Origin of the sequence: Methylohalobius crimeensis 10Ki, assembly GCF_000421465.1 — a bacterium.
GTDB lineage: Bacteria > Pseudomonadota > Gammaproteobacteria > Methylococcales > Methylothermaceae > Methylohalobius > Methylohalobius crimeensis.
In genome coordinates this window covers 742,562-765,269 of the sequence record NZ_ATXB01000001.1, presented here as the reverse complement: position 1 = coordinate 765,269, position 22,708 = coordinate 742,562, and the positions used below count along the sequence as shown (strand labels likewise).

At 59.2% G+C, this 22,708-nt stretch carries 29 protein-coding genes; 18 read left to right on the top strand and 11 right to left on the bottom strand.

Features of this window, described 5'->3' with window-relative positions; all coding sequences use genetic code 11:
- Positions 1-17 precede the first annotated feature (17 nt).
- Positions 18-1,571: a murein biosynthesis integral membrane protein MurJ gene (gene murJ, locus H035_RS0104100; protein WP_022947730.1), complete on the bottom strand. Its 1,554-nt coding sequence runs from the start codon at positions 1,569-1,571 to the stop codon at positions 18-20.
- Between the two features lie 120 nt (positions 1,572-1,691).
- Between murJ and mgtE the strand changes: the two genes are divergently transcribed.
- The 3 genes from mgtE to H035_RS18080 are packed head-to-tail and all read left to right on the top strand — an operon-like array spanning position 1,692 to position 3,845.
- Positions 1,692-3,059 (top strand): magnesium transporter, encoded by a 1,368-nt coding sequence (gene mgtE / locus H035_RS0104095; RefSeq protein ID WP_022947729.1) that lies wholly within the window; start codon positions 1,692-1,694, stop codon positions 3,057-3,059.
- A 59-nt stretch (positions 3,060-3,118) separates the two neighbouring features.
- Positions 3,119-3,334, top strand: a complete 216-nt coding sequence (locus H035_RS0104090) for a DUF2905 domain-containing protein (protein WP_022947728.1) — start codon at positions 3,119-3,121, stop codon at positions 3,332-3,334.
- 22 nt (positions 3,335-3,356) lie between these two features.
- The gene (locus H035_RS18080) at positions 3,357-3,845 is read left to right on the top strand and encodes a GIY-YIG nuclease family protein (RefSeq protein ID WP_022947727.1); all 489 of its coding nucleotides are present in this window, start codon (positions 3,357-3,359) and stop codon (positions 3,843-3,845) included.
- On the opposite strand, the gene panD is transcribed toward H035_RS18080, so the two are convergent.
- Positions 3,818-4,198: an aspartate 1-decarboxylase gene (gene panD, locus H035_RS0104080; RefSeq protein WP_026596253.1), complete on the bottom strand. Its 381-nt coding sequence runs from the start codon at positions 4,196-4,198 to the stop codon at positions 3,818-3,820. The two genes, H035_RS18080 and panD, sit on opposite strands and share 28 nt — an antisense overlap.
- 169 nt (positions 4,199-4,367) lie before the next feature.
- Between panD and H035_RS0104075 the strand changes: the two genes are divergently transcribed.
- From H035_RS0104075 to H035_RS0104015, 13 genes are all read left to right on the top strand, one after another.
- A complete protein-coding gene (locus tag H035_RS0104075) occupies positions 4,368-5,174 on the top strand; it encodes an ABC transporter ATP-binding protein (RefSeq protein WP_026596252.1) in 807 nt (268 codons plus the stop codon).
- On the top strand, positions 5,168-5,947 hold the full coding sequence (gene mlaE, locus H035_RS0104070; protein WP_022947724.1) for a lipid asymmetry maintenance ABC transporter permease subunit MlaE: 780 nt from the start codon (positions 5,168-5,170) through the stop codon (positions 5,945-5,947). Before H035_RS0104075 ends, mlaE begins: the two co-directional genes overlap by 7 nt.
- 1 nt (position 5,948) lies before the next feature.
- A complete protein-coding gene (mlaD, locus tag H035_RS0104065; RefSeq protein ID WP_022947723.1) occupies positions 5,949-6,428 on the top strand; it encodes an outer membrane lipid asymmetry maintenance protein MlaD in 480 nt (159 codons plus the stop codon).
- A complete protein-coding gene (locus H035_RS0104060; RefSeq protein WP_022947722.1) occupies positions 6,421-6,753 on the top strand; it encodes an STAS domain-containing protein in 333 nt (110 codons plus the stop codon). The genes mlaD and H035_RS0104060 overlap by 8 nt, the downstream gene beginning before the upstream one ends.
- A complete protein-coding gene (gene murA, locus H035_RS0104055) occupies positions 6,746-8,023 on the top strand; it encodes a UDP-N-acetylglucosamine 1-carboxyvinyltransferase (RefSeq protein ID WP_022947721.1) in 1,278 nt (425 codons plus the stop codon). The genes H035_RS0104060 and murA overlap by 8 nt, the downstream gene beginning before the upstream one ends.
- Positions 8,017-8,652, top strand: coding sequence for an ATP phosphoribosyltransferase (hisG, locus tag H035_RS0104050; protein ID WP_022947720.1), 636 nt, complete (start codon positions 8,017-8,019; stop codon positions 8,650-8,652). The genes murA and hisG overlap by 7 nt, the downstream gene beginning before the upstream one ends.
- Entirely contained in the window at positions 8,649-9,953 is a 1,305-nt protein-coding gene (gene hisD / locus H035_RS0104045; RefSeq protein WP_022947719.1) for a histidinol dehydrogenase, read from the top strand. Before hisG ends, hisD begins: the two co-directional genes overlap by 4 nt.
- A complete protein-coding gene (gene hisC / locus H035_RS0104040; protein WP_022947718.1) occupies positions 9,950-11,026 on the top strand; it encodes a histidinol-phosphate transaminase in 1,077 nt (358 codons plus the stop codon). Before hisD ends, hisC begins: the two co-directional genes overlap by 4 nt.
- Positions 11,027-11,146: 120 nt before the next feature.
- Positions 11,147-11,746 carry a ubiquinol-cytochrome c reductase iron-sulfur subunit gene (petA, locus tag H035_RS0104035; protein WP_022947717.1) on the top strand — a complete coding sequence of 200 codons (600 nt, stop codon included), beginning with the start codon at positions 11,147-11,149 and terminating at the stop codon, positions 11,744-11,746.
- The gene (locus tag H035_RS0104030) at positions 11,743-13,131 is read left to right on the top strand and encodes a cytochrome b (protein ID WP_022947716.1); all 1,389 of its coding nucleotides are present in this window, start codon (positions 11,743-11,745) and stop codon (positions 13,129-13,131) included. Before petA ends, H035_RS0104030 begins: the two co-directional genes overlap by 4 nt.
- Positions 13,128-13,877, top strand: coding sequence for a cytochrome c1 (locus tag H035_RS0104025; RefSeq protein ID WP_022947715.1), 750 nt, complete (start codon positions 13,128-13,130; stop codon positions 13,875-13,877). The genes H035_RS0104030 and H035_RS0104025 overlap by 4 nt, the downstream gene beginning before the upstream one ends.
- An 82-nt stretch (positions 13,878-13,959) precedes the next feature.
- Positions 13,960-14,577, top strand: a complete 618-nt coding sequence (locus H035_RS0104020; RefSeq protein WP_026596249.1) for a glutathione S-transferase N-terminal domain-containing protein — start codon at positions 13,960-13,962, stop codon at positions 14,575-14,577.
- A gap of 2 nt (positions 14,578-14,579) precedes the next feature.
- Positions 14,580-14,975, top strand: coding sequence for a ClpXP protease specificity-enhancing factor (locus H035_RS0104015; protein WP_022947713.1), 396 nt, complete (start codon positions 14,580-14,582; stop codon positions 14,973-14,975).
- A gap of 3 nt (positions 14,976-14,978) precedes the next feature.
- Here H035_RS0104015 and H035_RS0104010 read toward each other — a convergent pair whose 3' ends face one another.
- Genes H035_RS0104010 through H035_RS0104000 form a run of 3 tightly spaced genes read right to left on the bottom strand, consistent with a single transcriptional unit; the run spans position 14,979 to position 17,605 of the window.
- Positions 14,979-15,305 carry a DUF1820 family protein gene (locus H035_RS0104010; RefSeq protein ID WP_022947712.1) on the bottom strand — a complete coding sequence of 109 codons (327 nt, stop codon included), beginning with the start codon at positions 15,303-15,305 and terminating at the stop codon, positions 14,979-14,981.
- 28 nt (positions 15,306-15,333) lie between these two features.
- Positions 15,334-16,446 carry a carboxylate-amine ligase gene (locus H035_RS18075; RefSeq protein ID WP_022947711.1) on the bottom strand — a complete coding sequence of 371 codons (1,113 nt, stop codon included), beginning with the start codon at positions 16,444-16,446 and terminating at the stop codon, positions 15,334-15,336.
- Positions 16,436-17,605 carry a M20 metallopeptidase family protein gene (locus H035_RS0104000; protein WP_022947710.1) on the bottom strand — a complete coding sequence of 390 codons (1,170 nt, stop codon included), beginning with the start codon at positions 17,603-17,605 and terminating at the stop codon, positions 16,436-16,438. The genes H035_RS18075 and H035_RS0104000 overlap by 11 nt, the downstream gene beginning before the upstream one ends.
- A gap of 149 nt (positions 17,606-17,754) precedes the next feature.
- Between H035_RS0104000 and crp the strand changes: the two genes are divergently transcribed.
- A complete protein-coding gene (crp, locus tag H035_RS0103995; RefSeq protein ID WP_022947709.1) occupies positions 17,755-18,390 on the top strand; it encodes a cAMP-activated global transcriptional regulator CRP in 636 nt (211 codons plus the stop codon).
- A gap of 3 nt (positions 18,391-18,393) precedes the next feature.
- On the opposite strand, the gene gloB is transcribed toward crp, so the two are convergent.
- On the bottom strand, positions 18,394-19,164 hold the full coding sequence (gene gloB / locus H035_RS0103990) for a hydroxyacylglutathione hydrolase (RefSeq protein WP_022947708.1): 771 nt from the start codon (positions 19,162-19,164) through the stop codon (positions 18,394-18,396).
- A gap of 74 nt (positions 19,165-19,238) precedes the next feature.
- Here gloB and H035_RS18070 point away from each other — a divergent pair, with 74 nt between their 5' ends.
- Positions 19,239-20,012, top strand: a complete 774-nt coding sequence (locus tag H035_RS18070; RefSeq protein ID WP_022947707.1) for a metal-dependent hydrolase — start codon at positions 19,239-19,241, stop codon at positions 20,010-20,012.
- On the opposite strand, the gene H035_RS0103980 is transcribed toward H035_RS18070, so the two are convergent.
- From H035_RS0103980 to H035_RS0103960, 5 genes are read right to left on the bottom strand one after another with little or no spacing between them, the layout of a single operon-like run.
- Entirely contained in the window at positions 19,998-20,996 is a 999-nt protein-coding gene (locus tag H035_RS0103980) for a zinc-dependent alcohol dehydrogenase family protein (protein WP_022947706.1), read from the bottom strand. The genes H035_RS18070 and H035_RS0103980 overlap by 15 nt on opposite strands.
- Complete coding sequence (locus H035_RS18065) at positions 20,977-21,483, bottom strand: NUDIX domain-containing protein (protein WP_022947705.1); 507 nt, start codon at positions 21,481-21,483, stop codon at positions 20,977-20,979. Before H035_RS18065 ends, H035_RS0103980 begins: the two co-directional genes overlap by 20 nt.
- The gene (locus H035_RS0103970) at positions 21,480-21,767 is read right to left on the bottom strand and encodes a cupin domain-containing protein (protein ID WP_022947704.1); all 288 of its coding nucleotides are present in this window, start codon (positions 21,765-21,767) and stop codon (positions 21,480-21,482) included. The genes H035_RS18065 and H035_RS0103970 overlap by 4 nt, the downstream gene beginning before the upstream one ends.
- A gap of 1 nt (position 21,768) precedes the next feature.
- Positions 21,769-22,011, bottom strand: a complete 243-nt coding sequence (locus tag H035_RS0103965) for a glutaredoxin family protein (RefSeq protein WP_022947703.1) — start codon at positions 22,009-22,011, stop codon at positions 21,769-21,771.
- A 1-nt stretch (position 22,012) separates the two neighbouring features.
- The gene (locus tag H035_RS0103960; RefSeq protein ID WP_022947702.1) at positions 22,013-22,702 is read right to left on the bottom strand and encodes an SDR family oxidoreductase; all 690 of its coding nucleotides are present in this window, start codon (positions 22,700-22,702) and stop codon (positions 22,013-22,015) included.
- Between the last annotated feature and the right edge of the window lie 6 nt (positions 22,703-22,708).

Here is a 22,708-nt window from a genome sequence, read left to right as displayed (position 1 = left end):
CCGGCCCTCCGTAATCTCTACGAAGAGCCGGGCCTTGCGGCCACCCCCGACACATGCCTCAGCCGCAGACCAACCAAGAGAAGGCCGCCGCCATAGACCACTCCTCCCAGACCGATCCACAGAACCAGTTGTCCCAGCCGAGTTTCTAGATTCAGATTCTCCCAATCCAGATTTTCTGTGCCGTAATACAGTACCGCTGCCATCACCCCATTCGCCACGATCACTCGCAGCAAAAACAACCACCAGCCCTTGGCCGGCCGGTACACCTCCTCCTTGCGCAGGCGTTTGAAAAGCAAGCCGGCATTAAGCGTCGCCGCCAGGGAAGTGGCCAGGGCCAAACCCGCATGAGCCAGATAGCCGATCAGGCTGAGGTTGAGAATCAAATTGGCAAGCATCGCATACACCCCGAAACGAACCGGCGTCCGGGTATCCTGCCGGGAAGTAAAACCCGGCACTAGAATTTTGACGAGGATGAATCCGATCAAACCGATCGTATAGGCCATCAAACTGAGGCTGGCCATGTGAACATCGTGGGCGGTGAAGGAACGGTATTGAAACAGGGTCGCCAAAATCGGCTCGGCCAATACGAATAATCCCACCGCCGCCGGTAGTCCGATCAGCGCCACCCAGCGCAATCCCCAATCGATGGCGGTGGAAAACGATTCCCTCCGACCGGCGACCCAATCCTTGGAAAGGTTGGGCAGAATCACCGTCGCCAGCGCAATGCCGAATACCCCCAGAGGAAATTCAACCAGTCGGTCGGAATAATACAGCCAGGAAATACTGCCGGAAGGCAGAAAGGAAGCCAGCAGGGTATCGATGAGGAGATTGATCTGGGTCACCGACACCCCGAACAGCGCCGGCAACATGAGTTTGAGAATCTTGCGCACGCCGGGATCGTGAAAGCCGTAACGGAGGCGCGGCAACAACTTCAAGCGCCAAAGCGGAGGAAACTGGAACACAAGTTGCGATACACCGGCGGCAAATACCCCCCAAGCCAAGGCGGTAATCGGCTCGGGCAGCCGAGGTGCGAGCCAGAGAGCGGCGGATATCAGACACAGATTCAACAAGACCGGGGTGAAGGCGGGTACCGCGAAGCGGTTAAACGTGTTGAGAATGCCGCCGGCCAGCGCGGTGGAGGAAATGAAAAACAAATAAGGAAAGGTAATCCTCAGCATATCCACGGCCAGTTCATATTGCGAACCGGCCCAAGCGAACCCCGGCGCAAATACCAGAATGATCCACGGCGCCCCGATCACGCCGAACAATGATACCGCCATCAGCACCAGCGCCAGGGAACCGGCGGTGCGATTGAGAAATGCCTTGAGAATGACCCGCCCGCGATTTTCCTTATATTCGGCCAATACCGGTACGAACGCCTGCGAGAAAGCGCCCTCGGCGAATAGGCGGCGGAAGAAATTGGGAATCTTGAACGCCACGAAGAAAGCGTCCGTGGTGGCATCGGCCCCGAAAATCATCGCGATGACCACATCCCGAACAAACCCCAAGACCCGGGAAACCATCGTCATTCCGCCGACAACGGCGGTGGACTGGAACAATCTGCCGCTCAAGAAAACGCACTCCCCTACATTTGCACAAAAGTGGAAAGTATACGCCCCGAAATTCCGCATCAATAGCCATCCCTGTTAATATAATTGGATTTTGCATCGCATTTTCGAGGAAGATCCGTCATGCCCGTTAGCACCGATCGCGACGATATCGAGCAATACCTGAAGACCCTGACCGAAGACCTGGAACACGGCAAAGAACAGGAACTTAAACAGCTCCTGCAAGCATTGACGCCGGCGGAAATCGCCGATCTGTTGGAAGCGCTTGCGCCCGCCACCCGCTTGACCGTCTGGCGTTTATTGCCCGCCGATACCGGCGGGGCAATCCTCGTAGAACTGCACGACGAGGTCCGCGTCGGCTTGATCAAAGCCATCGAAAAAACCAACCTGGAAGATCTGGTCCAGGCAGCGGGCACGCTGGATCCGGACGATCTGGCCGATATCGCCAGGGAACTGCCGGAGCAAGTTCGCGAGCAGGTTATTCAAACCCTGAGCCAAATCGATCGCAACCGACTGGAGCGAATTCTGTCCTATCCGGAGGGTTCGGCCGGCAGCTTGATGCACACCGACGCGATCACGGTACGCTCCGGTGTCACCCTGGATGTGGTCCTGCGATACCTGCGCCGCCGCGGAGCGCTGCCGGACCTGACGGATACCCTGTATGTGGTGGACCGCAGTGATCGATTGGTGGGGACCTTAACCCTATCCACCCTGATCACCGGCGATCTGCAAAAAACCGTGCAGGAGCTGATGACCACCGAAGTGGACACCATTACCGCCCAGCTCCCCGCCTCGACGGTGGCGGTGCAATTCGAGCACCATGACTGGGTATCGGCCCCGGTAGTGGACGAAAACGGCGTTCTCCTGGGCCGAATTACCGTGGACGACGTGGTGGACGTCATCCGCGACGAAGCGGATCATACCTTCATGAGCCGGGCCGGCTTGAGCGAAGAAACCGACATGTTCGCACCGGTTCAAGAAAGCGCCAAGCGGCGTGCGGTATGGCTGGGCGTCAATCTGGTCACGGCCATCCTGGCCGCGAGTGTCATCGATCTGTTCGAGGAGACCATCCAAAAAGACGTGGCCTTGGCGGTCCTGATGCCGATCGTCGCCAGCATGGGCGGAATCGCCGGCACCCAAACCCTCACCGTGGTCATTCGCGGCTTGGCATTGCGCCAGGTGGGCACCACCAACCTCTTCGCGCTGTTGAACCAGGAAGTCGCGGTCGCATTTCTGAACGGCGTGGGTTGGGCGATTATCGTGGGGCTCATCGCGAGTATTTGGTTTCAAACCTTCTATGTCGGCTTTTTGATCGCTTTGGCCATGGTCATCAATCTGCTTTGCGCCGCGCTGGCCGGCGTGACCATTCCCATGGCGCTGGACAAAGTAGGGATCGATCCGGCTCTGGCCGGCGGGGTGATGCTCACCACCGTGACCGACGTGGTGGGCTTCATGGCCTTCCTGGGCTTGGCGACCTGGTGGCTGGCTTAGAACCGAATATTGGCGCATTCCAATGAGGATAGATACTTAAAACATTCACTGGAGTGCTTATGGGCATTGGAAAATTCTTCATCATTGTAGGCGGCATCCTCGTGGTGATGGGACTGATCCTCGCCTACGCACCGGGACTTTTCAATTGGTTCGGACGACTACCGGGCGACATTCGCATTCAGGATGAGCATAAATTCATCTTCATTCCCATCACCTCCATGATTATCGTCAGTCTGCTATTGACTTTGATCATCAACTTGTTTTTCCGGCGGTAATCGCCAATCGCGGGGAACGAGATTGCAGCCGAATCGCCGCCCCGGGACCTATCTGCTCTGGTTGCGCAGCGAATCGGAGGGCGAATGCCGAATCGGCAGACTCGGCCAACTGATGCTGACAAAAGGCTACTACGCTTACGTGGGCAGCGCGCTGGGTCCCGGCGGTCTGGCCGCCAGAATCAAGCATCACCTGGCTCCGATCCGGCGCCCCCACTGGCATATCGACCACCTGCGACGAGCGGTTCAAGTCAGTGAAATTTGGTATGCCGAAGGGACCCAACGACTTGAGCATCAGTGGGCCGCAAAGCTGCACCGGCTCCCGGAAAGCCGACTGGCCCTACCCGGCTTCGGAAGCTCCGATTGCCGCTGCCCGGCGCATTTGTTTCAATTTCGGGATTTGCCTCCGAAGCGGCTCCTTTCCCTGGAGTCCGAAACAGGGCTGCATGTTGGAAAGTGTCCTGATAGGCCGCGGCGCAATGAAGTTCAGGCGGCCTGGACGGGAATGGCGTGACCGGTTCGAACGACGCGGTTGCGCTCGTCGAGGTAAAGCAAATCGGGGCGGTAATCGGCAAGCTCATTTTGATCGAGCGCCGCATAAGCGCAGATAATGATCATATCGCCGGGAGCGGCCCGTCTGGCCGCCGCACCGTTGACGGAAATCACGCCCGAGCCGGCTTCGGCCCGAATCACATAGGTCACGAAGCGCTCACCGTTGTTGACGTTGTAAACGTGAATCTGCTCATATTCGCGAATCCCCGCCCGCTCCAGCAAATCGCTGTCAATGGCGCAAGAACCTTCGTACAGCAATTCGGAATGAGTCACCCGGGCCTGATGGAGCTTCGCCTTTAGCATGGTTACGTGCATAGTCGGCATATACTCGGGTTGATGCAAGTAGGCAAATTATCCCGCATTCCCGGCTTCTCTTCAAGGTTCCCTCTCTCTATGCAACAGTGATCATCAATTGACTTATCCCAATTCCAGGGAGAAAATGAATAATTTTTTGGAACAGCCTTTTTGGGAACCGCCACGCGCCATGACAAATTCCTCGGACATCGTCGTTCAAATCCGCGACCTGGTGTTTTCGCGCGGGCGCCGCAAGATCTTCGACGGCGTGGACCTGAATATTCGGCGCGGCTCGGTGACTTCCATCATGGGGCCTTCCGGCACCGGCAAGACGACCCTGCTCAAGCTCATCGGCGGCCAATTGCGGCCCGACACCGGCAGCATCGTGGTGGACGGTCAGGAGGTTCCCGCACTCTCGCGCGGGCATCTGTATGAAGTGCGCCAACGCATCGGAATGCTGTTCCAAAGCGGCGCGCTGCTCACCGATCTGAGCGTGTTCGAAAACGTCGCTTTCCCCTTGCGCGAGCACACCGATCTGCCCGAAACCATGATCCGCACGCTGGTTCTCATGAAGCTGGAAGCAGTGGGGCTTCGCGGCGCCCATCGCTTGATGCCGTCGGAACTGTCCGGCGGGATGGCGCGGCGGGTGGCCTTGGCCCGGGCGATCGCCTTGGACCCCATGATGATCCTGTACGACGAGCCGTTCACCGGCCAGGATCCCATCTCCATGGGTATCCTGGTGAAATTGATCCGCACCCTCAACGATGCCCTGGGACTGACCAGCATCGTCGTTTCCCACGACGTTCGGGAGGCCGCCTCGATTTCCGACTACATTTACGTGCTCTCGGGGGGGCACGTGGTGGGCGAAGGCCCGCCCGAGGAACTGGAAAAGGCTTCGTCCCCCTGGGTCGATCAATTTCTCCACGGACTTCCCGACGGCCCCGTCCCCTTTCACTATCCCGCTCCCGAGTATGGCGAGGATTTAATTCAATGTTAGGCGCACTGGAAAAACTGGGACACACCACCCTGTCGAGCTTCGCCAAAGTCGGTCGGGCAAACCTGTTTTTTCTCCAAGCCCTGACCGGTAGCCCGGATCTGTTGCGCCGGCCGGGGCTTTTGATTCATCAAATATACGCGGTCGGGGTACTAAGCATCCTGCTGATCTCCCTCTCCGGTTTGTTCGTCGGCATGGTGCTGGGCCTTCAGGGCTACAATGTCTTATCCGATTTCGGTGCCGAAGAATCCCTCGGTGTCATGGTGGCCGCTTCCTTGGTGCGGGAGTTGGGACCGGTGGTGACCGCGCTGCTGTTCTCGGGGCGAGCCGGTTCCGCCTTGACCGCCGAAATCGGCCTGATGAAAGCCACGGAACAATTGTCGGGCATGGAAATGATGGCGGTCGATCCCATGCGCCGGGTCATTACGCCCCGGCTCTACGCCGGCATCCTCTCCATGCCGCTACTGGCCGGATTGTTCACCTATATCGGGGTTTACGGCGGTTATTTCGTGGGGGTGAGCCTTCTCGGCGTCGACGAAGGCTCGTTCTGGTCCCAAATGCAGGCCACCATCGATTTTCAGGAAGACATCATCAACAGCATCGTCAAAAGCCTGGTGTTCGGGGTCATCGTAACCTGGATCGCGGTATTCGAGGGCTACGACGCCATCCCCACCTCCGAAGGGGTAAGCCGCGCCACCACTCGTTCGGTAGTGTATTCCGCCTTTGCGATTCTGGGATCGGATTTCATCCTCACCGCGCTGATGTTCGGAGAATAATATGACCAAAACAAGAATCATCGAAATCTGGGTTGGCCTGTTCGTCGCCGCCGGCCTGGCCACCTTGTTTATGCTCGCCATGAAAGTCAGCAATTTGACTGAATTCCGCGACATGGACCAAGGCTATCGATTGCTGGCCAAATTCCGGAACATCGGCACCCTGAAAATCCGCGCCCCGGTCAAGACCGCCGGCGTGGTGATCGGCCGGGTGGCGGACATCCGCTTGGACCAGGATCGCTACGAAGCCGTCGTCGAAATGCAAATCACCAACCCCGAGTACAAGTTACCCGAAGATACCATCGCCAGCATCTACACCTCGGGCTTGCTGGGGGAGCAATACATCGCCCTGGAGCCGGGCGGAAGCTTCGATTACCTCAAACCGGGCGATGAGATCGAAATCACTCAACCGGCCCTCGTCCTGGAAGAGTTGATCGGTAAATTCATGGTCAAAACCACCGAGAACAGCGGTACCAATGAGTAAAATTTCGCGCCGCAATCCCTCGAATGTGCGCCTCGAGAACACCGGCCCAGGCCAGATGAAAGTCGAAGGAGATCTGATCTTCGCCACCGCGACCGCGCTTTGGAAGATTTCCCAACGCCGAATGGCCGCCGCTGGCGGCGATATCACCATCGATCTGGCCGGGGTCCGCCGCGCCGACAGCGCGGGGCTTGCCCTGCTGGTGGAATGGCTGCGTCTCGCCCAGCGGCAAAATCGGCGAATCCATTTTGCCCACCTCCCCAAGCAACTCCTGACCATGGCCAAAACCTACGACCTGGAGTCATTGCTGCCCATCGCCCATGGATAAATTGGTCATATCCGGCAACCGTCGATTGGAAGGCGAGGTCCGCATTTCCGGAGCGAAAAACGCCGCCCTGCCGATTCTGGCCGCAGCCCTGTTGGCGCAAACGCCGGTGGCTGTGGACAACGTCCCCGAGCTGCACGACATTACCACGATGCTCGAGTTGCTGCGCGGTTTGGGGGCCGCCTCCCGTTGGCACAACGACACCAGCGTGGAGATCAATGCCACCCACCTGAACAACCCACTCGCTCCTTACGAGTCGGTCCGCACCATGCGCGCCTCGATTCTGGTTCTGGGCCCGCTGCTGGCCCGTTGCGGCGAAGCCTTGGTCTCTCTGCCCGGCGGTTGCGCCATCGGCGCCCGACCGGTGGACCTGCATCTAAAAGGCCTCGCCGCCCTGGGAGCGGACATCCGCATGGAAGGCGGCTATATCCACGCCCGCGCCCGGCGTCTCAAGGGCTGCCGGCTGGTGCTCGACCAGGTCACCGTCACCGGCACGGAAAACCTGCTCATGGCGGCCGTTCTGGCCCAAGGCAAAACCGTCATCGAAAACGCCGCCCGGGAGCCGGAGGTCACCGATCTGGCCCGTTTCCTGGTGAAGCTGGGGGCGAACATTTCCGGCATCGGCACCGATGTCCTGGAAATTCAGGGGGTGGAGTCCCTAGGCGGCAACCGTCCACGATATACGGTCATGCCCGATCGGATCGAAACCGGCACCTATCTGACCGCCGCCGCGCTAACCTGCGGCCGCATCCGAACCACGCGCACCTGCCCCCAGATTTTGGACGCGGTCTTGGAAAAACTGCATGAAGCCGGGGCGGCCATCGATTCCGGTCCGGATTGGATCGAACTCACCATGTCCGACCGGCCCCGGGCGGTTTCCTTCCGCACCGCCCCCTATCCCGCCTTTCCCACCGACATGCAGGCCCAACTCATGGCCATGAATTGCATCGCGGAAGGGGTGGGCATCATCACCGAAACCATTTTCGAAAACCGTTTCATGCATGTTCTGGAACTGCGCCGCCTGGGCGCCGACATCACCATCGAAGGCCATACCGCCATCTGTTCCGGCAAAAACCGGCTCCAGGGCGCACCGGTCATGGCCACCGATCTGAGGGCCTCGGCCAGTCTGGTGCTGGCCGCTTTGGCCGCGGAAGGTGAAACCGTGATCGATCGCATTTATCATATCGACCGAGGATACGAACACATCGAGGACAAGCTTTCCCGTTTGGGAGCGACCATCCACCGCATTGAAGGATCATCCGTTCCATGTTGACCATCGCTGTCTCGAAAGGCCGCATCTATAAGGAAGCCCTCCCGCTTTTGGCGCAAGCGGGAATCGAGCCGACCTGCGATCCGGACACTTCGCGCAAACTCATCTTGCCCACGTGCCGCGACGACGTTCGTCTGTTGATCATTCGCGCCACCGACGTTCCCACCTACGTGGAATACGGCGCTGCCGACGTGGGCATCGCCGGCAAGGACGTATTGGTGGAACACGGCGCCGGGAGCCTGTACGAACCGTTGGATCTCGGCATCGCCCGCTGCCGCATGATGACCGCCGGCAAAGTGGGAGAAACCTGGGACGCTCGGCGCATCCGGGTGGCCACCAAATACGTCAACACCGCCAAGCGTTATTTCGCCGACCGCGGCATTCAGGCCGAGGTCATCAAGCTTTACGGTTCCATGGAACTCGCCCCTCTGGTGGGCCTGGCCGAATGCATCGTGGATTTGGTGGATACCGGCAACACCCTGCGCGCCAACGGCCTGGAACCGCGCGACTTGATCATGGACATCAGTTCGCGCCTGGTGGTCAACAAGGCGGCGATGAAGATGAAACACGCGCCCCTCAAGCAGCTCATCCGCGACTTGGAGGCGGCGGTCAACCCGGAGGTGGCGACATGAGCTTGAACATCCGGCGCCTGAACGGCGACGACCCTGGATTTGCCGAACAATTGACGCAACTGGTGGCTTGGACTGCCGACTTCGACCAAAACGTCCACCAAACCGTTCTGGAAATTCTAGGTCGGGTTCGACAGGAAGGCGACGCCGCGGTGCTGGCCTATACCCGCCGCTTCGACCGTTTGGACCGCCTTTCGGTCGCCGAGCTGGAGTTTCCCCGAGCCCGCCTGGAGGAAGCCCTGACGACACTTCCGACCGAACAGCGACAGGCCTTGGAAAATGCCGCCGCCCGCATCCGCGCCTATGCCGAGCGGCAAAAACTCGCTTCCTGGCACTATCGAGACGAGCTGGGCAACTTGCTGGGCCAGCAAATCACCCCGCTCGATCGGGTCGGCCTGTATGTGCCCGGCGGCAAAGCGGCTTATCCGTCGTCGGTGCTGATGAACGCGGTGCCGGCCAAGGTGGCGGGCGTGACCGAATTGATCATGGTGGTCCCCACCCCGGGCGGCGAAGCCAACCGGCTGGTCCTGGCGGCCGCCGCCGTCGCCGGAGTGGATCGCGTATTCCGCGTCGGCGGCGCCCAAGCGGTGGCCGCCCTCGCCTACGGCACCGAGACGATTCCCCAAGTGGACAAGATCGTCGGTCCCGGCAATATCTATGTGGCCACCGCCAAGAAACTGGTCTTCGGCCAAGTGGGCATCGACATGATCGCCGGACCCTCGGAAATCCTGATCATCGCCGACGGCACCACCGATCCCGATTGGATCGCCATGGATCTCTTCTCCCAAGCCGAGCACGACGAGGACGCCCAGGCGATTTTGCTCTGCCCCGACGAGGCCTATCTCGATCGGGTCGCCGCCAGCATCGCCAAGCAGTTGCCCGGGATGGAGCGGCGCGCAGTCATCCGCACCTCCCTGGAAAAACGCGGGGCCCTGATCAAAGTCCGCGATCTGAACCAGGCCTGCGAGATCGCCAACCGTATCGCGCCGGAGCATTTGGAGGTTTCCGTCGCCGACCCGGAAGCGCTTCTGCCCGAACTGCGCCATGCCGGAGCGATCTTCTTGGGCCCCCACACCGCCGAAGCCCTGGGTGACTACTGCGCCGGTCCCAACCACGTGCTCCCCACGTCGGGCACGGCCAGATTTTCTTCCCCCTTGGGGGTTTACGATTTTCAGAAGCGCACCAGCCTGATCGGCTGCACCGCTCTCGGTGCCTCGCCGCTGGCCGAAACCGCCCGGATTTTGGCGAAAGGCGAAAGCCTGACCGCGCACGCCCGATCGGCCGAATACCGGATAAAACCATGACCTTCAAACCACAAGATTTTTTCCGCCCCGAAATGCTGGCCGAAACGGCCTATCCCGTCCCTTCCGCGGCGGGAATGATCAAACTCGATGCCATGGAAAATCCTTACGACTGGCCCGAAACCATGATTCAAGCCTGGCTCGATCATTTGCGCCGAGCCCGCCCCAACCGCTACCCCGACCCCAAGGCACCGACGCTGAAAGCCGCCTTGCGCGATTACGCCGGCGTCCCCGAAGAGGCGGACATTCTCCTGGGCAACGGCTCCGACGAGATCATCCAGATCCTTTTGCTGGCCTTGGTGGGACAGCCCCAAGCCGCGGTGATGGCGCCGGAACCCACCTTCGTCATGTACCGGCAAATAGCGCGGTGGTTGAATTTGGATTTCATCGGCGTGCCGCTCAAGTCGGATTTCCACTTGGATCGAGACGCCATGCTGGCCGCCGTGGATCGGCACCGCCCCAAGGTCGTTTTTCTGGCCTATCCCAACAATCCCACCGGCAATTTGTTCGACGAAAACACGATTTCGGAAATCATCCGCCGAACGCCGGGACTGGTGGTTTTGGACGAGGCTTACGCGCCGTTCGCCCGGTCCACGTGGATGGACCGGATCGGTGAGTTCAGCAATTTGCTGGTGATGCGGACCCTGTCCAAATTGGGTTTGGCGGGCCTGCGGCTGGGGTTTCTCGCCGGCAACCCGGAATGGCTCGAGCAGTTCGAAAAACTGCGCCTGCCCTACAACATCAATGTGCTGACCCAACTCACAGCGGAGTTCGCCCTCTCCCAAGGCGAGCTTTTCGAGCAGCAAACCAGCCGTATCCGCATCGACCGGGAAACCCTCTCAACCGAATTGGGAAAACTTCCCTGCGTGGAATCCTTTCCCAGCGCGGCCAACTTTATCTTGTTCCGGGCAGCGGAAGCGGATCGCGTATTCACAGCCCTGCGGCAACAAGGAATACTCATTAAAAACCTCAACCCCGCGGGCGGTCTGCTCCGAGACTGCCTGCGGGTAACGGTGGGCACACCGGAGGAAAATCGAGCATTCCTCGCCGCTTTGCGCGCCGCTGTCGCCCATTAACGCTTCCGAGACACTCGGCCCGCCCAAACGTTGACCCTACTGGCAAATGACGTCAAAATCACGCACCGACAGCGGGTTAGTAAACTAGAAGATCCCGCTTCAGGAGGAGGAAAACCCTGCATGAGTGAAAACCCTATCGATTTGGAAAAGCGCCGCTTTCTGACTCAGACCGCGGCGGTTCTGGGAGCGACCGGAGCGGCATTCGCCGCGGTTCCCTTCATCAGCTACATGAAGCCCGGCGCCGGCACCCTGGAAGCCGCCGGTCCCATCGAGGTGGACATCACCAAGTTGGAGCCGGGGCAAATGATTCGGGTGGAATGGCGAGGCCAGCCGGTCTGGGTGCTCAAACGCACCGAAGAAATGCTGGCGACCTTATCCCAATTGGAGCCCAAGTTGCGAGATCCCGATTCGGATGAATCCATCCAGCCGGAAAACTGCAAAAACCCCTACCGCTCCATTCAACCCGAAGTTTTCGTCGCGGTGGGCATCTGCACTCATCTGGGATGCTCCCCCACCTATCGCCCGGAAGTCGGGCCGCCGGATCTGGGCAAACAATGGCTCGGCGGTTTCTTCTGCCCGTGCCACGGCTCGCGCTTCGATCTGGCGGGGCGGGTATACAAGAAGGTCCCCGCACCCACTAATTTGGTGGTTCCCCCTTACCGCTATGCCAGCGACACTCGCATTATCGTCGGCGAAGAACAGGAAGAGACCCGATCATGAACGAATGCAAACACTGCTCTAACAAGCTCATCGCCTGGATCGACGAGCGCTTCCCGCTCACCAAGGTCTGGAACGAACACCTCGCCCAGTACTACGCGCCCAAGAATTTCAACTTCTGGTATTTCTTCGGCTCGCTGGCGCTGCTGGTTCTGGTGAACCAGCTTCTGACCGGCGTTTGGCTGACCATGAATTTCAAGCCGGACGCGATGATGGCATTCGATTCGGTGGAAGCCATCATGCGGGATTTCAACTGGGGCTGGCTGATTCGCTATATGCATTCGACCGGCGCCTCCATGTTTTTCATCGTGGTCTATCTGCATATGTTCCGCGGTATGATGTACGGTTCCTATAAAAAGCCGCGGGAATTGGTGTGGCTGCTGGGCATGAGCATGTTTCTGGCCCTGATGGCCGAAGCCTTCATGGGGTATCTCCTGCCGTGGGGCCAGATGTCCTACTGGGGGGCCAATGTGATCATCTCCCTGTTCAGCGCCGTGCCGATAGTGGGCGAAGATCTGGCCACCTGGATCCGGGGGGATTTTCTGGTTTCCGACGCCACCCTCAACCGCTTTTTCTCCTTTCACGTAATCGCGATACCGCTGGTCCTGGTGGCCCTGGTTTTCCTCCATCTGGTCGCCCTGCACAAGGTGGGTTCCAACAACCCGGACGGGATCGAGATCAAAAAGCACAAGGATAAAAACGGTATCCCTTTGGACGGCATCCCTTTCCACCCCTATTACACGGTCAAGGATTTGTTCGGTGCCACCCTCTTTTTAACCGTGTGCGCTTGGATCGTATTCTATGCCCCGGAGATGGGGGGATATTTCCTGGAGGACGCCAACTTCATTCCGGCCGACCCGCTCAAAACCCCAGAACATATCGCGCCGGTCTGGTATTTCACCCCGTTCTACTCCATCCTGCGGGCGATTCCGAATAAATTCGGCGGCATGCTGGCCATGTTCGCGTCGATCTTCATTCTGTTCTTTATTCCCTGGCTGGACCGTTGTCCGGTCAAGTCGATCCGTTACCGGGGAAAATCCTACAAAATCGCCTTGGCCACCTTCGTCGTCAGCTTTATCGGCTTGGGTTATCTGGGAACCATTCCTCCCACCCCCACCGCCGCCATGTTCGGGGTCGCATTTACCTTGATCTATTTCGGCTTCTTTTTGCTGATGCCCATCTATACCCGCCTGGAGGTGACCCTCCCCGTCCCCGATCGTGTCACCTGGCCCAAGCCCTACCGGGAACGGGAAGGCTGGCATTGGGATCAAGTCCGCAAGGCCGTCGCCTACCTGCAAGCCACTGCCCCCTATCAAAAAATGGCCGGGCAGTGGCAGCAGATCCTGGAATGGATGAAAAACAACAAAATTCTGAGTAAATTTCTATGAAACGTTTTTCGGAGTATGCAAATCGACTGTCTCGCCGAGCGCTATTGTTGGCGTTTCTCATTTGGCCCGCTTGGTCGGGGGCGGAACAGACCGCGCCCCTGGAAGAACCGGACATCGATCTATTCGATATCGATTCCCTGCGCCGTGGCGCCGAACTTTACGCGGACCGCTGCGTCGGCTGTCACTCCCTGAAACATCTGCGCTACCAGCGCCTCAAAAAGGATCTCAAGCTCAGCGACGAGGCCTTCAAAAAATTGTTCCCGTGGCTGAAACGTCCTATCGGCACCGTGACCTCGGGGATGACCGGCGAAGATTCGGAGCGCTGGTTCGGTGTCGCCGCGCCGGATCTGTCCGAACGCGCCCGCGCGTTGGGAACCGACTGGATCTACACCTACCTGCGTACTTTCTATCGGGACGACTCACGCCCGTTCGGGGTCAACAACTGGGTGTTCGAGGACGTGGCCATGCCCCATGTGCTTTGGGATCTGCAAGGCGAGCAAAAGGCAATAACCCGAACTATTGACGAAACCCCGGTCATCGTGAAGCTCGAATCCGTGAAGCGGGGTTCCATGCCCCCCCGGGAATTCGATCGCGCCGTGGCCGATTTGGTGAATTTCCTCACCTACGCAGCCGAACCGGCCCAATTGGAGCGTCGCCGAATCGGCAAATATGTGATCGGCTTCCTGCTCGTACTGGCTTTCGTCCTGTATCGGCTGAAGAAAGTCTACTGGAAAGACGTCCACTGATTGGTGTGGTATAATGTTTTTTCCTAAAACCCCGCCGAGGGGCCATGTGTAAGCAGCCAACATCGTTCACGGTAACGCAGTGATGACCCTATACTGCTCCCCCATCTGCCCCTATAGTCATCAAGTGCGTTTCGTCTGGTGCGAAAAAGGCATCCAGGCGGAGATTGAATTCGTCGATCCGGCCAATCTTCCCGAAGATGTCATCGATCTCAACCCCTACGGGGATACGCCGACATTGATCGACCGGGATCTGGTGCTTTACGAGCCCATCATCATCATGGAGTATCTGGACGAACGCTTTCCGCATCCGCCCCTTCACCCCATGGAGCCGATGGCGCGGGCGCGGGCCAGGATGCTGATCCACCGCATCAACCGGGAATGGTATCGGCTCCTTGAGGAAATTCAGGCGGCCAAGGACAAAAAGGCGGCGCGAACTCGCAAACTGCTTCGCGAGGACCTGATCGCCGCCGCGCCTTTGTTTGCCGCCAAGCCCTATTTCTTCAGCGACGAATTCTCTCTCGTCGATTGTGCTTTGGCGCCTCTCCTTTGGCGCTTGCCTTTGCTCGGCATCGAGTTGCCCAAAGAAGCTCAGTCCATTCATAGTTATGCTCAACGCATCTTCGCCCGTCCGGGATTCCAAAAAAGTCTGAGCCCCCAAGAAACGGAAATCGCCGAATTGCCCCAACTTCTCTCCGCTTGATTATGACCGCATTACGTCCTTACCTGATCCGCGCCATTTACGAATGGATTGTCGATAACGACATGACACCCTACATTCTGGTGGATGCCGAAAGTGAAGGGGTCAACATCCCCCGCCAGTTCGTGCAAGACGGCCGGATCGTATTGAATCTGCACCCCGAAGCAGTGGTCAATTTGCTGATGGGAAACGAAGAACTCAGCTTTCAGGCCCGCTTCGGCGGCACCCCCACCCAGGTCCAATTGCCCATCCACACCATTCAAGCGATCTACGCCAAAGAAACCGGCAAGGGAATGGTCTTCGACGAAGAGATGGACAGCGATTCGCCCCCGCCCGAACCCACACCGGCCAAGGAAAAAGAAAAGAAACCCAAGCGCCCGACCCTGAAAGTGGTCAAATAAATCTCATTTCCGTCCCGGTGGATAGATGGAAGTCACCTTCCCCGATCCGCCTCCTTCGCCCATCGGCAGGATCCGGGCCACACCCCGACGCTCCACCTGATCGATACGAATAATTTCGTGCAGGGGGATGAAACTGCGCTTGACGTTTTCGAATTCGGTTTTGAGTTTTTCCTCGGAAGGATCCACCACCAAAGTGCTCGCCTCGCCGAACACAAAGTCCTCCACCACGACAAATCCATATAAATCGCTCTGATAGACCTGTTTGGCGTAGACTTCGTAAATCTGATTTTGATTGATGAAGATGACCTTAAAAACCTGTTTCGCGGGCATGGAAATTCCTCGTGTTTGGCCGTGGATTCTAACACAACTCCGCCACCAGGCCGGCGGTAACCGCCGCCAACCGACGGGTCGAGGAAAATATCCTCAACTGTCTCTGCCACCCCACCCCGCCCTCTAAACGCCGCTGAAGATGGGATAAATAGGGACGCTGCCGGGGATTTGACCTGGCCAGCAAAATTTGCAACAAAGATTCAATCATCGCCCTCAGGGAATGTACGCCCCCGACATCGTCCACCCAACCGGCATCCTCCCCCCGAAGGGTCGCTTGAAAATAATTTTCTTTTTCCAGCCACCAGGGAAGTAACCGCGGCAACCCCGGCGGACGGGCATCGGTCGGGGTATCCAGAAGAAAATCGGCGAGGACCTGAATGAAGGCGGCCAGAGCGATGGCATCCCGTAGATTGGATTGGGCATCCATCACGCGCACTTCCAAGGTGCCCAGGTGGGGACGCGGCCGCAGATCCCAATGAATATCGTGAATGTTCTCGAATATTCCCGCCCGCCGGGTAAGCGCGAAAAAATCGCAAAACTGCTTCCAATCGGAAAAGGTGGGCGGAATCCCGAAGCTCCGCTCGGCCGCCAGGATGCGTTGGCGATAGCAAGCGAAGCCGGTCTCGTAGCCACGCCAGAAAGGCGAATTGGCGCTGAGCGCGATGAGGATCGGCAAATAGGGTTTGAGCTCGCGCATCAAGGTCAAGGCGGTTTCCCCGTCCGGGACCCCCAAATGCACATGGTTGGCGAAGGTGATTTGATTGCGCGCCATGTAACCATAAACCGACTTCTGCCGCAGATAACGCGGCAACGGGGTGATCAGCCCGAGACGCCGGCAAAAAGGATGGGTGCCTGCGCCGCACAGAACCAAGTCGAGTTCGCCGCAGCGACGGCTCAATTCCGTCAGCAGCGAGCGCAAATGGGCCTCCAGTTGGCGCAAATCGGAGCACACCTTGGAGGCGATCTCAACGCAGCTTTGAATCAGCTCCGGTTGAATCCAGGCCATTCCGGGAAAAGCTTCCAAAATCGGAATCGCCCGATCGGCCAGATCGAGACGATGACGGTCGAGAATTTGCAGCTCCCATTCCAGGCCGAGGGTGGCTCGCTTCGATCCTTGGAACGCCAAGGACTTATCCGGCATAGGTGCGCAACGCTTCCCAAGCTACTTGAGCAAAATAATCCGCCCCCACCTTGAGCACCGCTTCATCGATGTCGAAAGCCGGACTGTGCAAAGGAATGTATTCGTTCTCCCGCAGACGGGCCCCGAAACGCACGTAGCAGCCGGCAAGCTGCTCCAGGTAGAAAGCGAAGTCTTCCGATCCCATGCTGGGGTGCTCCATGGGAACCAGGTGTTTTTCCCCGACCACCTCGGCGATCGCCCGGCGGGCGATCCGGGTTTCCAGGGGAGAATTGACCACCGGCGGATAGCCCTCCCGGATCTCCAGGTCGATTTCGGCTTGGTGCAATTCGGCCAGCGCCTTGACCATGCGCCGCATTCCCGCATGAAGATGGCCTCTCGCCTCCGGCCAAGTGGTCCGGAGACTCCCTTCGAGAATGGCTTCCTCGGCGATGACGTTGGCGGCACTCCCCCCCTCGACGCGTCCGATCGTGACCACGGACGGGTGCAGCGGATCGGTCTCTCTGGAAATCAAGGTCTGGAATGCGGTGATCAAAAACCCGGCGATCACCACCGCATCGATGGCTTCGTGGGGCCGGGCGCCGTGGCCGCCGCGACCTCGAATACGTATGGTGAAACCATCGGACTGGGCGGTCACCACACCTTCGCCCACCATGATTTCCCCGACTCGATAATGGTGGGTCACGTGGCCGCCGAAGATCGCCCGAACGCCTTGGAGCGCTCCGGAACGGATGATCACCCGCGAGCCGCCGCCCTTTTCTTCGGCCGGTTGAAAAACCAGCAACACACGACCCGGCGGAGACGCCTCCTGAAGCAAGTGCGCGGCCCCTAGCAGCATGGCCATATGCGCATCGTGACCGCACGCGTGCATCTTGCCCGGGATTCGGGAAGCAAACGGCAGGCCGGTTATTTCCGTGCCGGGCAAGGCATCCATCTCGGCCCTAAGGGCCACCGTCGGTCCAGCGGGCGCACCTTCGATCCGGCCGATAACGCCACCGCCTTTTCCTTGATAGTCATAGGGAATGACTAGCCGATCCAATTCGGCCATGATCTTTTCCGCGGTCGCGGTTTCCTCGAACGCCAGTTCCGGCTCGCGATGGAAAGCACGCCGCAATTCCACCCAATGAGGATATAAAGTATCGATACGTGCCCGATCAAACATGGCTCGCTCCCGGTTTCACCGCTCAGTCCACGATATCACCTTTCCACGCCAACCACCTCAAGTTTGGCATACTTGGCTCAACATAGACTAGACTTAGAAGCAGCCCGATGAACGAAGACGGAACGATTATGCAGCCATTAGCCAGCCCAATGAACGCAAATCCGCGCTTTATGGAAGCCTTTCTGCATTGCTGCCACCGCCGCCGCTATCCCGCCCGCAGTCATATCATCAAACCGGGGGATCCCGGCGATACGCTTTATCACATCATCGAGGGATCGGTCACCGTCAGCCTTCAGGAAAAGGACGGCCGCGAACTGATTTTAGACTACCTCAACCGGGGCGAATTCATCGGCGAAATCGGCGTTTTCATGGGGGCGAATGTCCGCACGGTAACGGTCAGAACCCGCGAGCCATGCCTGCTGGCGGAAATCAGCTATAAACGTCTCGAACAATATCTGGAAAACGAACTGGCCCCCTACGCGGTGGATTTGCTGCGCATCTTGGGAGCGCAGGTTTCCCGAAGGCTTCTGCAAACCAGCCGCAAGGCGGGCCACCTCGCATTTCTCGACGTCACCGGCCGGATTGCGCGCACCCTGATGGATCTATGCAAGGAACCGGACGCAATGACCCATCCCGACGGGATGCAGATCCGGATCACCCGTCAGGAGCTGGGCCGGGTCGTCGGTTGCTCGCGGGAAATGGCGGGCCGGGTGCTTAAAATCCTGGAGGCGGAGGGCTTGATTCACGCCCACGGCAAAACCATCGTGGTTTACGGCATGCGCTGAGGTTTATCCGCGAAACCGGTCCTTGCGCCGCCTCACCTCGGCAAATACCGCCACCGCCGGATCGCCGCGCATTTCCAAACGCGCCTGAAACGCCGGATCATCGACCCGAAGGAAGGGATTGGTGGCCTTTTCCTCGCCCAGCGTGGAAGGAACCGTGGGAAGTCCCTCCGCACGCAAAGACTCCACTTGGCGCACCCGATCCAGCAAGGGAGGATAATCGGGTTCCAGCGTCAGCGCGAAGCGGGCGTTGCTCAAGGTATATTCGTGCGCGCAATAGACCCGCGTGGAATCGGGCAGATCGCGCAGCTTGTCCAGGGAGTTCCACATGTGCTCGGGGGTCCCCTCGAACAATCGGCCACAGCCCAAGGCGAACAAAGTATCGCCGCAGAACAAGGCGTCCTCCTCCGGGAACCAATAAGCGATGTGCCCCCGGGTATGGCCGGGAACCTCCAACACCGTCGCCCGCGCCGCGCCCAATTCCACGATGTCGTCCTCGATCACCTGCCGATCGATACCGGGAATCCGGCCCGAATCGCCCCGAAATCCCACGATCTTGCAACCGGTGGCCTCTTTCAGGGCCAGATTGGCGCCCACGTGATCCCAGTGATGATGGGTGTTGAGGACATGGGTCAACCGCCAGCCGCGCGTTTTCAACGCCGCTAGAACCGGTCCGGCTTCGGCCGGGTCCACCACGGCCGTCCGATCGGATTCGGGCTCGTGGAGCAGGTACACATAGTTATCGCTCAAAACCGGCAACTGTACAATTTCCAGCATCGGTTCAACCTCCGTATGCTACGTATTTCAATGGATTCTGCGATCCTCCTTGGCGAGGATGTTATATTTTATATATGGCTAATTTTCGAACTCACCTTATCGGGGCAACTTTGATCAGCGGGGCGGCCGTGACGGCGACCATTGCCGTCGAACTGGCCCCCATCGATCAGTCTCCCACTTTGATGGGACTGGGGATGGCCGGCGGGATTCTGCCCGACATCGACGCCGACAATTCCACCCCGGTGCGGCTCGCATTCAGTCTCCTGGGGCTAATCTGCGCTTTTCTGGCTATTTTCTATGCCCTGGAGCATTTTCGCTTCAGCATCGGCGAATTGTTCGTTCTCGGCCTGGGGGCGTTTCTGTTGATCCGTTACGGGATTTTCGAGTTCTTTTTGCGTCTGACCGAACACCGGGGCGTGTTCCATTCCCTGCTGGCGGTCGCGTGTTTCACCCTGGCGGGGGCGAGCGCTTCCTTTAATTTGTTTAGCTTTCCGCCCCAACTGGCTTGGCTGCACGGTCTGTTCCTGGGCATGGGCTATCTCACCCATCTGATTCTGGATGAATTGTTCAGCGTCGACCTCAGCAATAGCCGCCTGAAACGTTCCTTCGGCACGGCGCTCAAGCTTTTCCACTACCGGGACCTCAAGGCCTCCCTGTTGATGGGTATGGTGACGCTCGGCTTGACCGCCACCACCCCGGATCCGGGACTGCTTACCAATCTGGTGAGCGAAAATCGTCTGTTCGCCCCGATACGCGAGCATTTCTGGCCCAGCGAGGGACGTTGGTTCGCCGATCTTTGGCAACGCACGCCCCGGGCAAGACAGGAGTTGGGATTAATCGATCGTTAGTACCACCTTGCCCAGCGGCGCCTGGGTCTCCAGATAGCGCTGCGCTTCGGCCGCCTCGGCCAGGGGGAAGGTCTTGGCCACCTGAACCTCGAGCTTATTTTGATCGAACAGCTCGGCGGCGCTTTTCAGAATGTGTCCCTGGTGCGCTTGCCATTCGGGCAATTCCAACAGCACCGGGGTCAACATCATTTCCAGGGAGATTTGAAGGTTGCGCACCCTGGCATCGGTCCAGTCGACTTCCGGCGGCGGCAAGAGAATCGTGACCAGTTCGCCGTATACCCGGCAGCAGGCGCAACTCTGGGAGAAGACCCGATCCCCGACAGTGTCGAAGACAATGTCCACACCTTCGCCCCCTGTCCATGCGCGAATTTCGTCCACCACATCCGCCTCCCGATAACGAATGGGGAAATCGGCACTCAAGCGGCGCACGAAATCCTCCTTCTCTTGGGTACTGATCGTGGTCGCCACCTCCGCCCCGGCCAGCTTGGCCAATTGGATCGCGATATGCCCCACGCCGCCGGCGCCGGCTTGAACCAACACTTTCATGCGGTTTTGCAATTGCACCCGATCGAACAAGGCCTCCCAAGCGGTGAGCAGCACCAATGGAACCGCCGCCGCCTGGTGAAAATCCAGCGATTTGGGCTTATGCGCCACCAGCGCCTCGTCCACCACCGCATATTCCGCGTAGGTCCCCTGACGGCCATTGAAGCCGGCCTGGCAAAAGTAGACTTGATCCCCGGCCTGAAAGCGCTCGACATCTTCTCCCACCGCTTCCACCACGCCGGCTCCGTCACATCCCAACACGGCCGGCAGGGTGACCGGAAAGCGGTCCAATGCCTGGCGCACCTTGTAATCGATGGGATTGAGTCCCGCCGCCTTGAGCCGGATCAAAACCTGATTCGGCTTATCCAGCTTAGGCATCTCGATCTCCGCCAAATGTAATGCTTCGGCGCCGCCCGCCTGTTCAACTAAAACTGCTTTCATCGCGTCTCCTCCAACTATCCGCTAAGAAATCGGTCCCCTGCCCGGTGACATCCACCAGGCCACCATGCCGGCCCCGCCAAAGCTGGCGGGCCCGTGTGAGAATCGGCGCCAGTCCTTCGGCCAGGTCGTAATCCGACCATTCTTCCGGAGGCACCCAGGCGGCCGCTAAGGCATCGTCGGCGGCACGGGGTGGAGGCCCTTCGCCATCCACAAACCCCAGAAAATCGACGATCAGGTAGTGGAATCCTTCGATTCGCCGCTCCACCATCGCCGCAATCGGCCCCAGCCGAACCTCCTCGATTCCGGTCTCTTCCCGCACTTCCCGCAGCACCGCCGACGTCAGCGCTTCCCCCGCTTCCAGCCGTCCGCCCGGTGCGTGCCATTTGCCTCGAGCCGGGGGACGCGCTCGCCGGATCAACAATACCCAACCGCGCCGATCGAATATCAGCGCGCTTACTCCCACCGCGGGCACCGGTTCGTGCTTCATGCCCGGTGCCGATAGCCATAGAGCCAGCGGGCGGTACGCCCACCGATATTGCGCACCGAGTGCGGGCTGCCCGCGGGAATAAACAGCTCTTCCCCCGGTTCGGGGTGGTAGACTTTGCCGTCCACTTCGAACGCCATCTCTCCCTCCACCACGATCACCAATTCATCCACCGAGTGGACGAAATCTTCCCAGCGCTGTCCCGGCGAGTCCACCCACAGATCGCAGCTGAAGCCGCGACGCTTCCAATCTTGGGCGATCTTTTGCCTTTCCGTTTCGGGAATCATCTTAATCCTCCTCGCACATTTGCAGGAAACGCTGTAACTGCTGCAAATCGAACGGCCAGCCAAGCTCCCGACCCGTCACGCGGCAACCGACCACCGGAATTTTGTCGCCCAGGCGTTCCACCAGGGTATCGTCCAAGGCGATGTCGATCCAAGCGGATTCGACGCCGGCGCGAACCAGCAAATCCCGCGCCTGCTCGCACAGATGACAGGCCGCGGTGCCGTATAAGATCCAGCGGCGATTCATTCTAACCACCCGGAACCGTCAGTGGACGGCCGTTGTCCCCGGCATCCAGGCCGAGAATGAATGGCGCGGCGCGCCGGGCCCAGGCCTTTGCGCCGGGATACTGCCGGGCGAAGTCGCCGAAGCAGCTGTCCAGCATGTCGGTGTGAATGATGCCCGGATTGAGGGCTACCGCGGCCATGCCGCCGGGAAGCTCCTGGGCCAGGGATTGGGTCAGCCCTTCGATCGCCCATTTGCTGGTGCAATATGGCGCCACTTCCGGGGAAGTGGCACGTCCCCAGCCGGAACTGAAATTGACGATCACGCCGCTTCGACGCTCGAGCATGGCCGGCAGGAAGTATTTGATCACGTGAAAAACGCCTTTGATGTTCACATCGACGACGGCGGCGAATTCTTCCGTCGGCACTTGCCACAAGGGGGCATTGGCGTTGATCAAGGCGGCGTTGTTGATCAGAAAATCCGGGCCATCCCTACCGTCGAGCAAGGTATCGGCCCAAGCCGACACGGCTTGGGGATCGGCCACATCCACCACGGAAAAGCGCCCCTGCGGCCATTCGGACTGCAATGCTTCCACCGCCCGGCGGTTGCGGCTGCAACCCCAGACCCGATATCCCAAGCGGGAAAATTCCTCGGCCAATGCACGGCCCAGGCCTTTGCTGACGCCGGTAATGAGTAGGGTCGGTGTGTCGGACATGATTTC

Bases quoted from the DNA above. Each gene is read 5' to 3' on its own strand.
- H035_RS0104020 (WP_026596249.1), top strand. From the start codon at position 13,960: ATGACCCTATACTGCTCCCCCATCTGCCCCTATAGTCATCAAGTGCGT.
- mgtE (WP_022947729.1), top strand. From the start codon at position 1,692: ATGCCCGTTAGCACCGATCGCGACGATATCGAGCAATACCTGAAGACC.
- H035_RS0104060 (WP_022947722.1), top strand. From the start codon at position 6,421: ATGAGTAAAATTTCGCGCCGCAATCCCTCGAATGTGCGCCTCGAGAAC.
- crp (WP_022947709.1), top strand. From the start codon at position 17,755: ATGAACGCAAATCCGCGCTTTATGGAAGCCTTTCTGCATTGCTGCCAC.
- H035_RS0104010 (WP_022947712.1), bottom strand. From the start codon at position 15,305: ATGCCCGCGAAACAGGTTTTTAAGGTCATCTTCATCAATCAAAATCAG.
- hisD (WP_022947719.1), top strand. From the start codon at position 8,649: ATGAGCTTGAACATCCGGCGCCTGAACGGCGACGACCCTGGATTTGCC.
- mlaD (WP_022947723.1), top strand. From the start codon at position 5,949: ATGACCAAAACAAGAATCATCGAAATCTGGGTTGGCCTGTTCGTCGCC.
- hisG (WP_022947720.1), top strand. From the start codon at position 8,017: ATGTTGACCATCGCTGTCTCGAAAGGCCGCATCTATAAGGAAGCCCTC.
- H035_RS0104025 (WP_022947715.1), top strand. From the start codon at position 13,128: ATGAAACGTTTTTCGGAGTATGCAAATCGACTGTCTCGCCGAGCGCTA.
- hisC (WP_022947718.1), top strand. From the start codon at position 9,950: ATGACCTTCAAACCACAAGATTTTTTCCGCCCCGAAATGCTGGCCGAA.
- H035_RS18065 (WP_022947705.1), bottom strand. From the start codon at position 21,483: ATGAAGCACGAACCGGTGCCCGCGGTGGGAGTAAGCGCGCTGATATTC.
- petA (WP_022947717.1), top strand. From the start codon at position 11,147: ATGAGTGAAAACCCTATCGATTTGGAAAAGCGCCGCTTTCTGACTCAG.
- H035_RS0104075 (WP_026596252.1), top strand. From the start codon at position 4,368: ATGACAAATTCCTCGGACATCGTCGTTCAAATCCGCGACCTGGTGTTT.
- H035_RS18075 (WP_022947711.1), bottom strand. From the start codon at position 16,446: ATGCCGGATAAGTCCTTGGCGTTCCAAGGATCGAAGCGAGCCACCCTC.
- H035_RS0104000 (WP_022947710.1), bottom strand. From the start codon at position 17,605: ATGTTTGATCGGGCACGTATCGATACTTTATATCCTCATTGGGTGGAA.
- H035_RS0104030 (WP_022947716.1), top strand. From the start codon at position 11,743: ATGAACGAATGCAAACACTGCTCTAACAAGCTCATCGCCTGGATCGAC.
- H035_RS0104090 (WP_022947728.1), top strand. From the start codon at position 3,119: ATGGGCATTGGAAAATTCTTCATCATTGTAGGCGGCATCCTCGTGGTG.
- H035_RS0103980 (WP_022947706.1), bottom strand. From the start codon at position 20,996: ATGAAAGCAGTTTTAGTTGAACAGGCGGGCGGCGCCGAAGCATTACAT.
- murA (WP_022947721.1), top strand. From the start codon at position 6,746: ATGGATAAATTGGTCATATCCGGCAACCGTCGATTGGAAGGCGAGGTC.
- panD (WP_026596253.1), bottom strand. From the start codon at position 4,198: ATGCACGTAACCATGCTAAAGGCGAAGCTCCATCAGGCCCGGGTGACT.
- gloB (WP_022947708.1), bottom strand. From the start codon at position 19,164: ATGCTGGAAATTGTACAGTTGCCGGTTTTGAGCGATAACTATGTGTAC.
- H035_RS18070 (WP_022947707.1), top strand. From the start codon at position 19,239: ATGGCTAATTTTCGAACTCACCTTATCGGGGCAACTTTGATCAGCGGG.
- mlaE (WP_022947724.1), top strand. From the start codon at position 5,168: ATGTTAGGCGCACTGGAAAAACTGGGACACACCACCCTGTCGAGCTTC.
- H035_RS0103960 (WP_022947702.1), bottom strand. From the start codon at position 22,702: ATGTCCGACACACCGACCCTACTCATTACCGGCGTCAGCAAAGGCCTG.
- H035_RS0103970 (WP_022947704.1), bottom strand. From the start codon at position 21,767: ATGATTCCCGAAACGGAAAGGCAAAAGATCGCCCAAGATTGGAAGCGT.
- H035_RS0104015 (WP_022947713.1), top strand. From the start codon at position 14,580: ATGACCGCATTACGTCCTTACCTGATCCGCGCCATTTACGAATGGATT.
- H035_RS0103965 (WP_022947703.1), bottom strand. From the start codon at position 22,011: ATGAATCGCCGCTGGATCTTATACGGCACCGCGGCCTGTCATCTGTGC.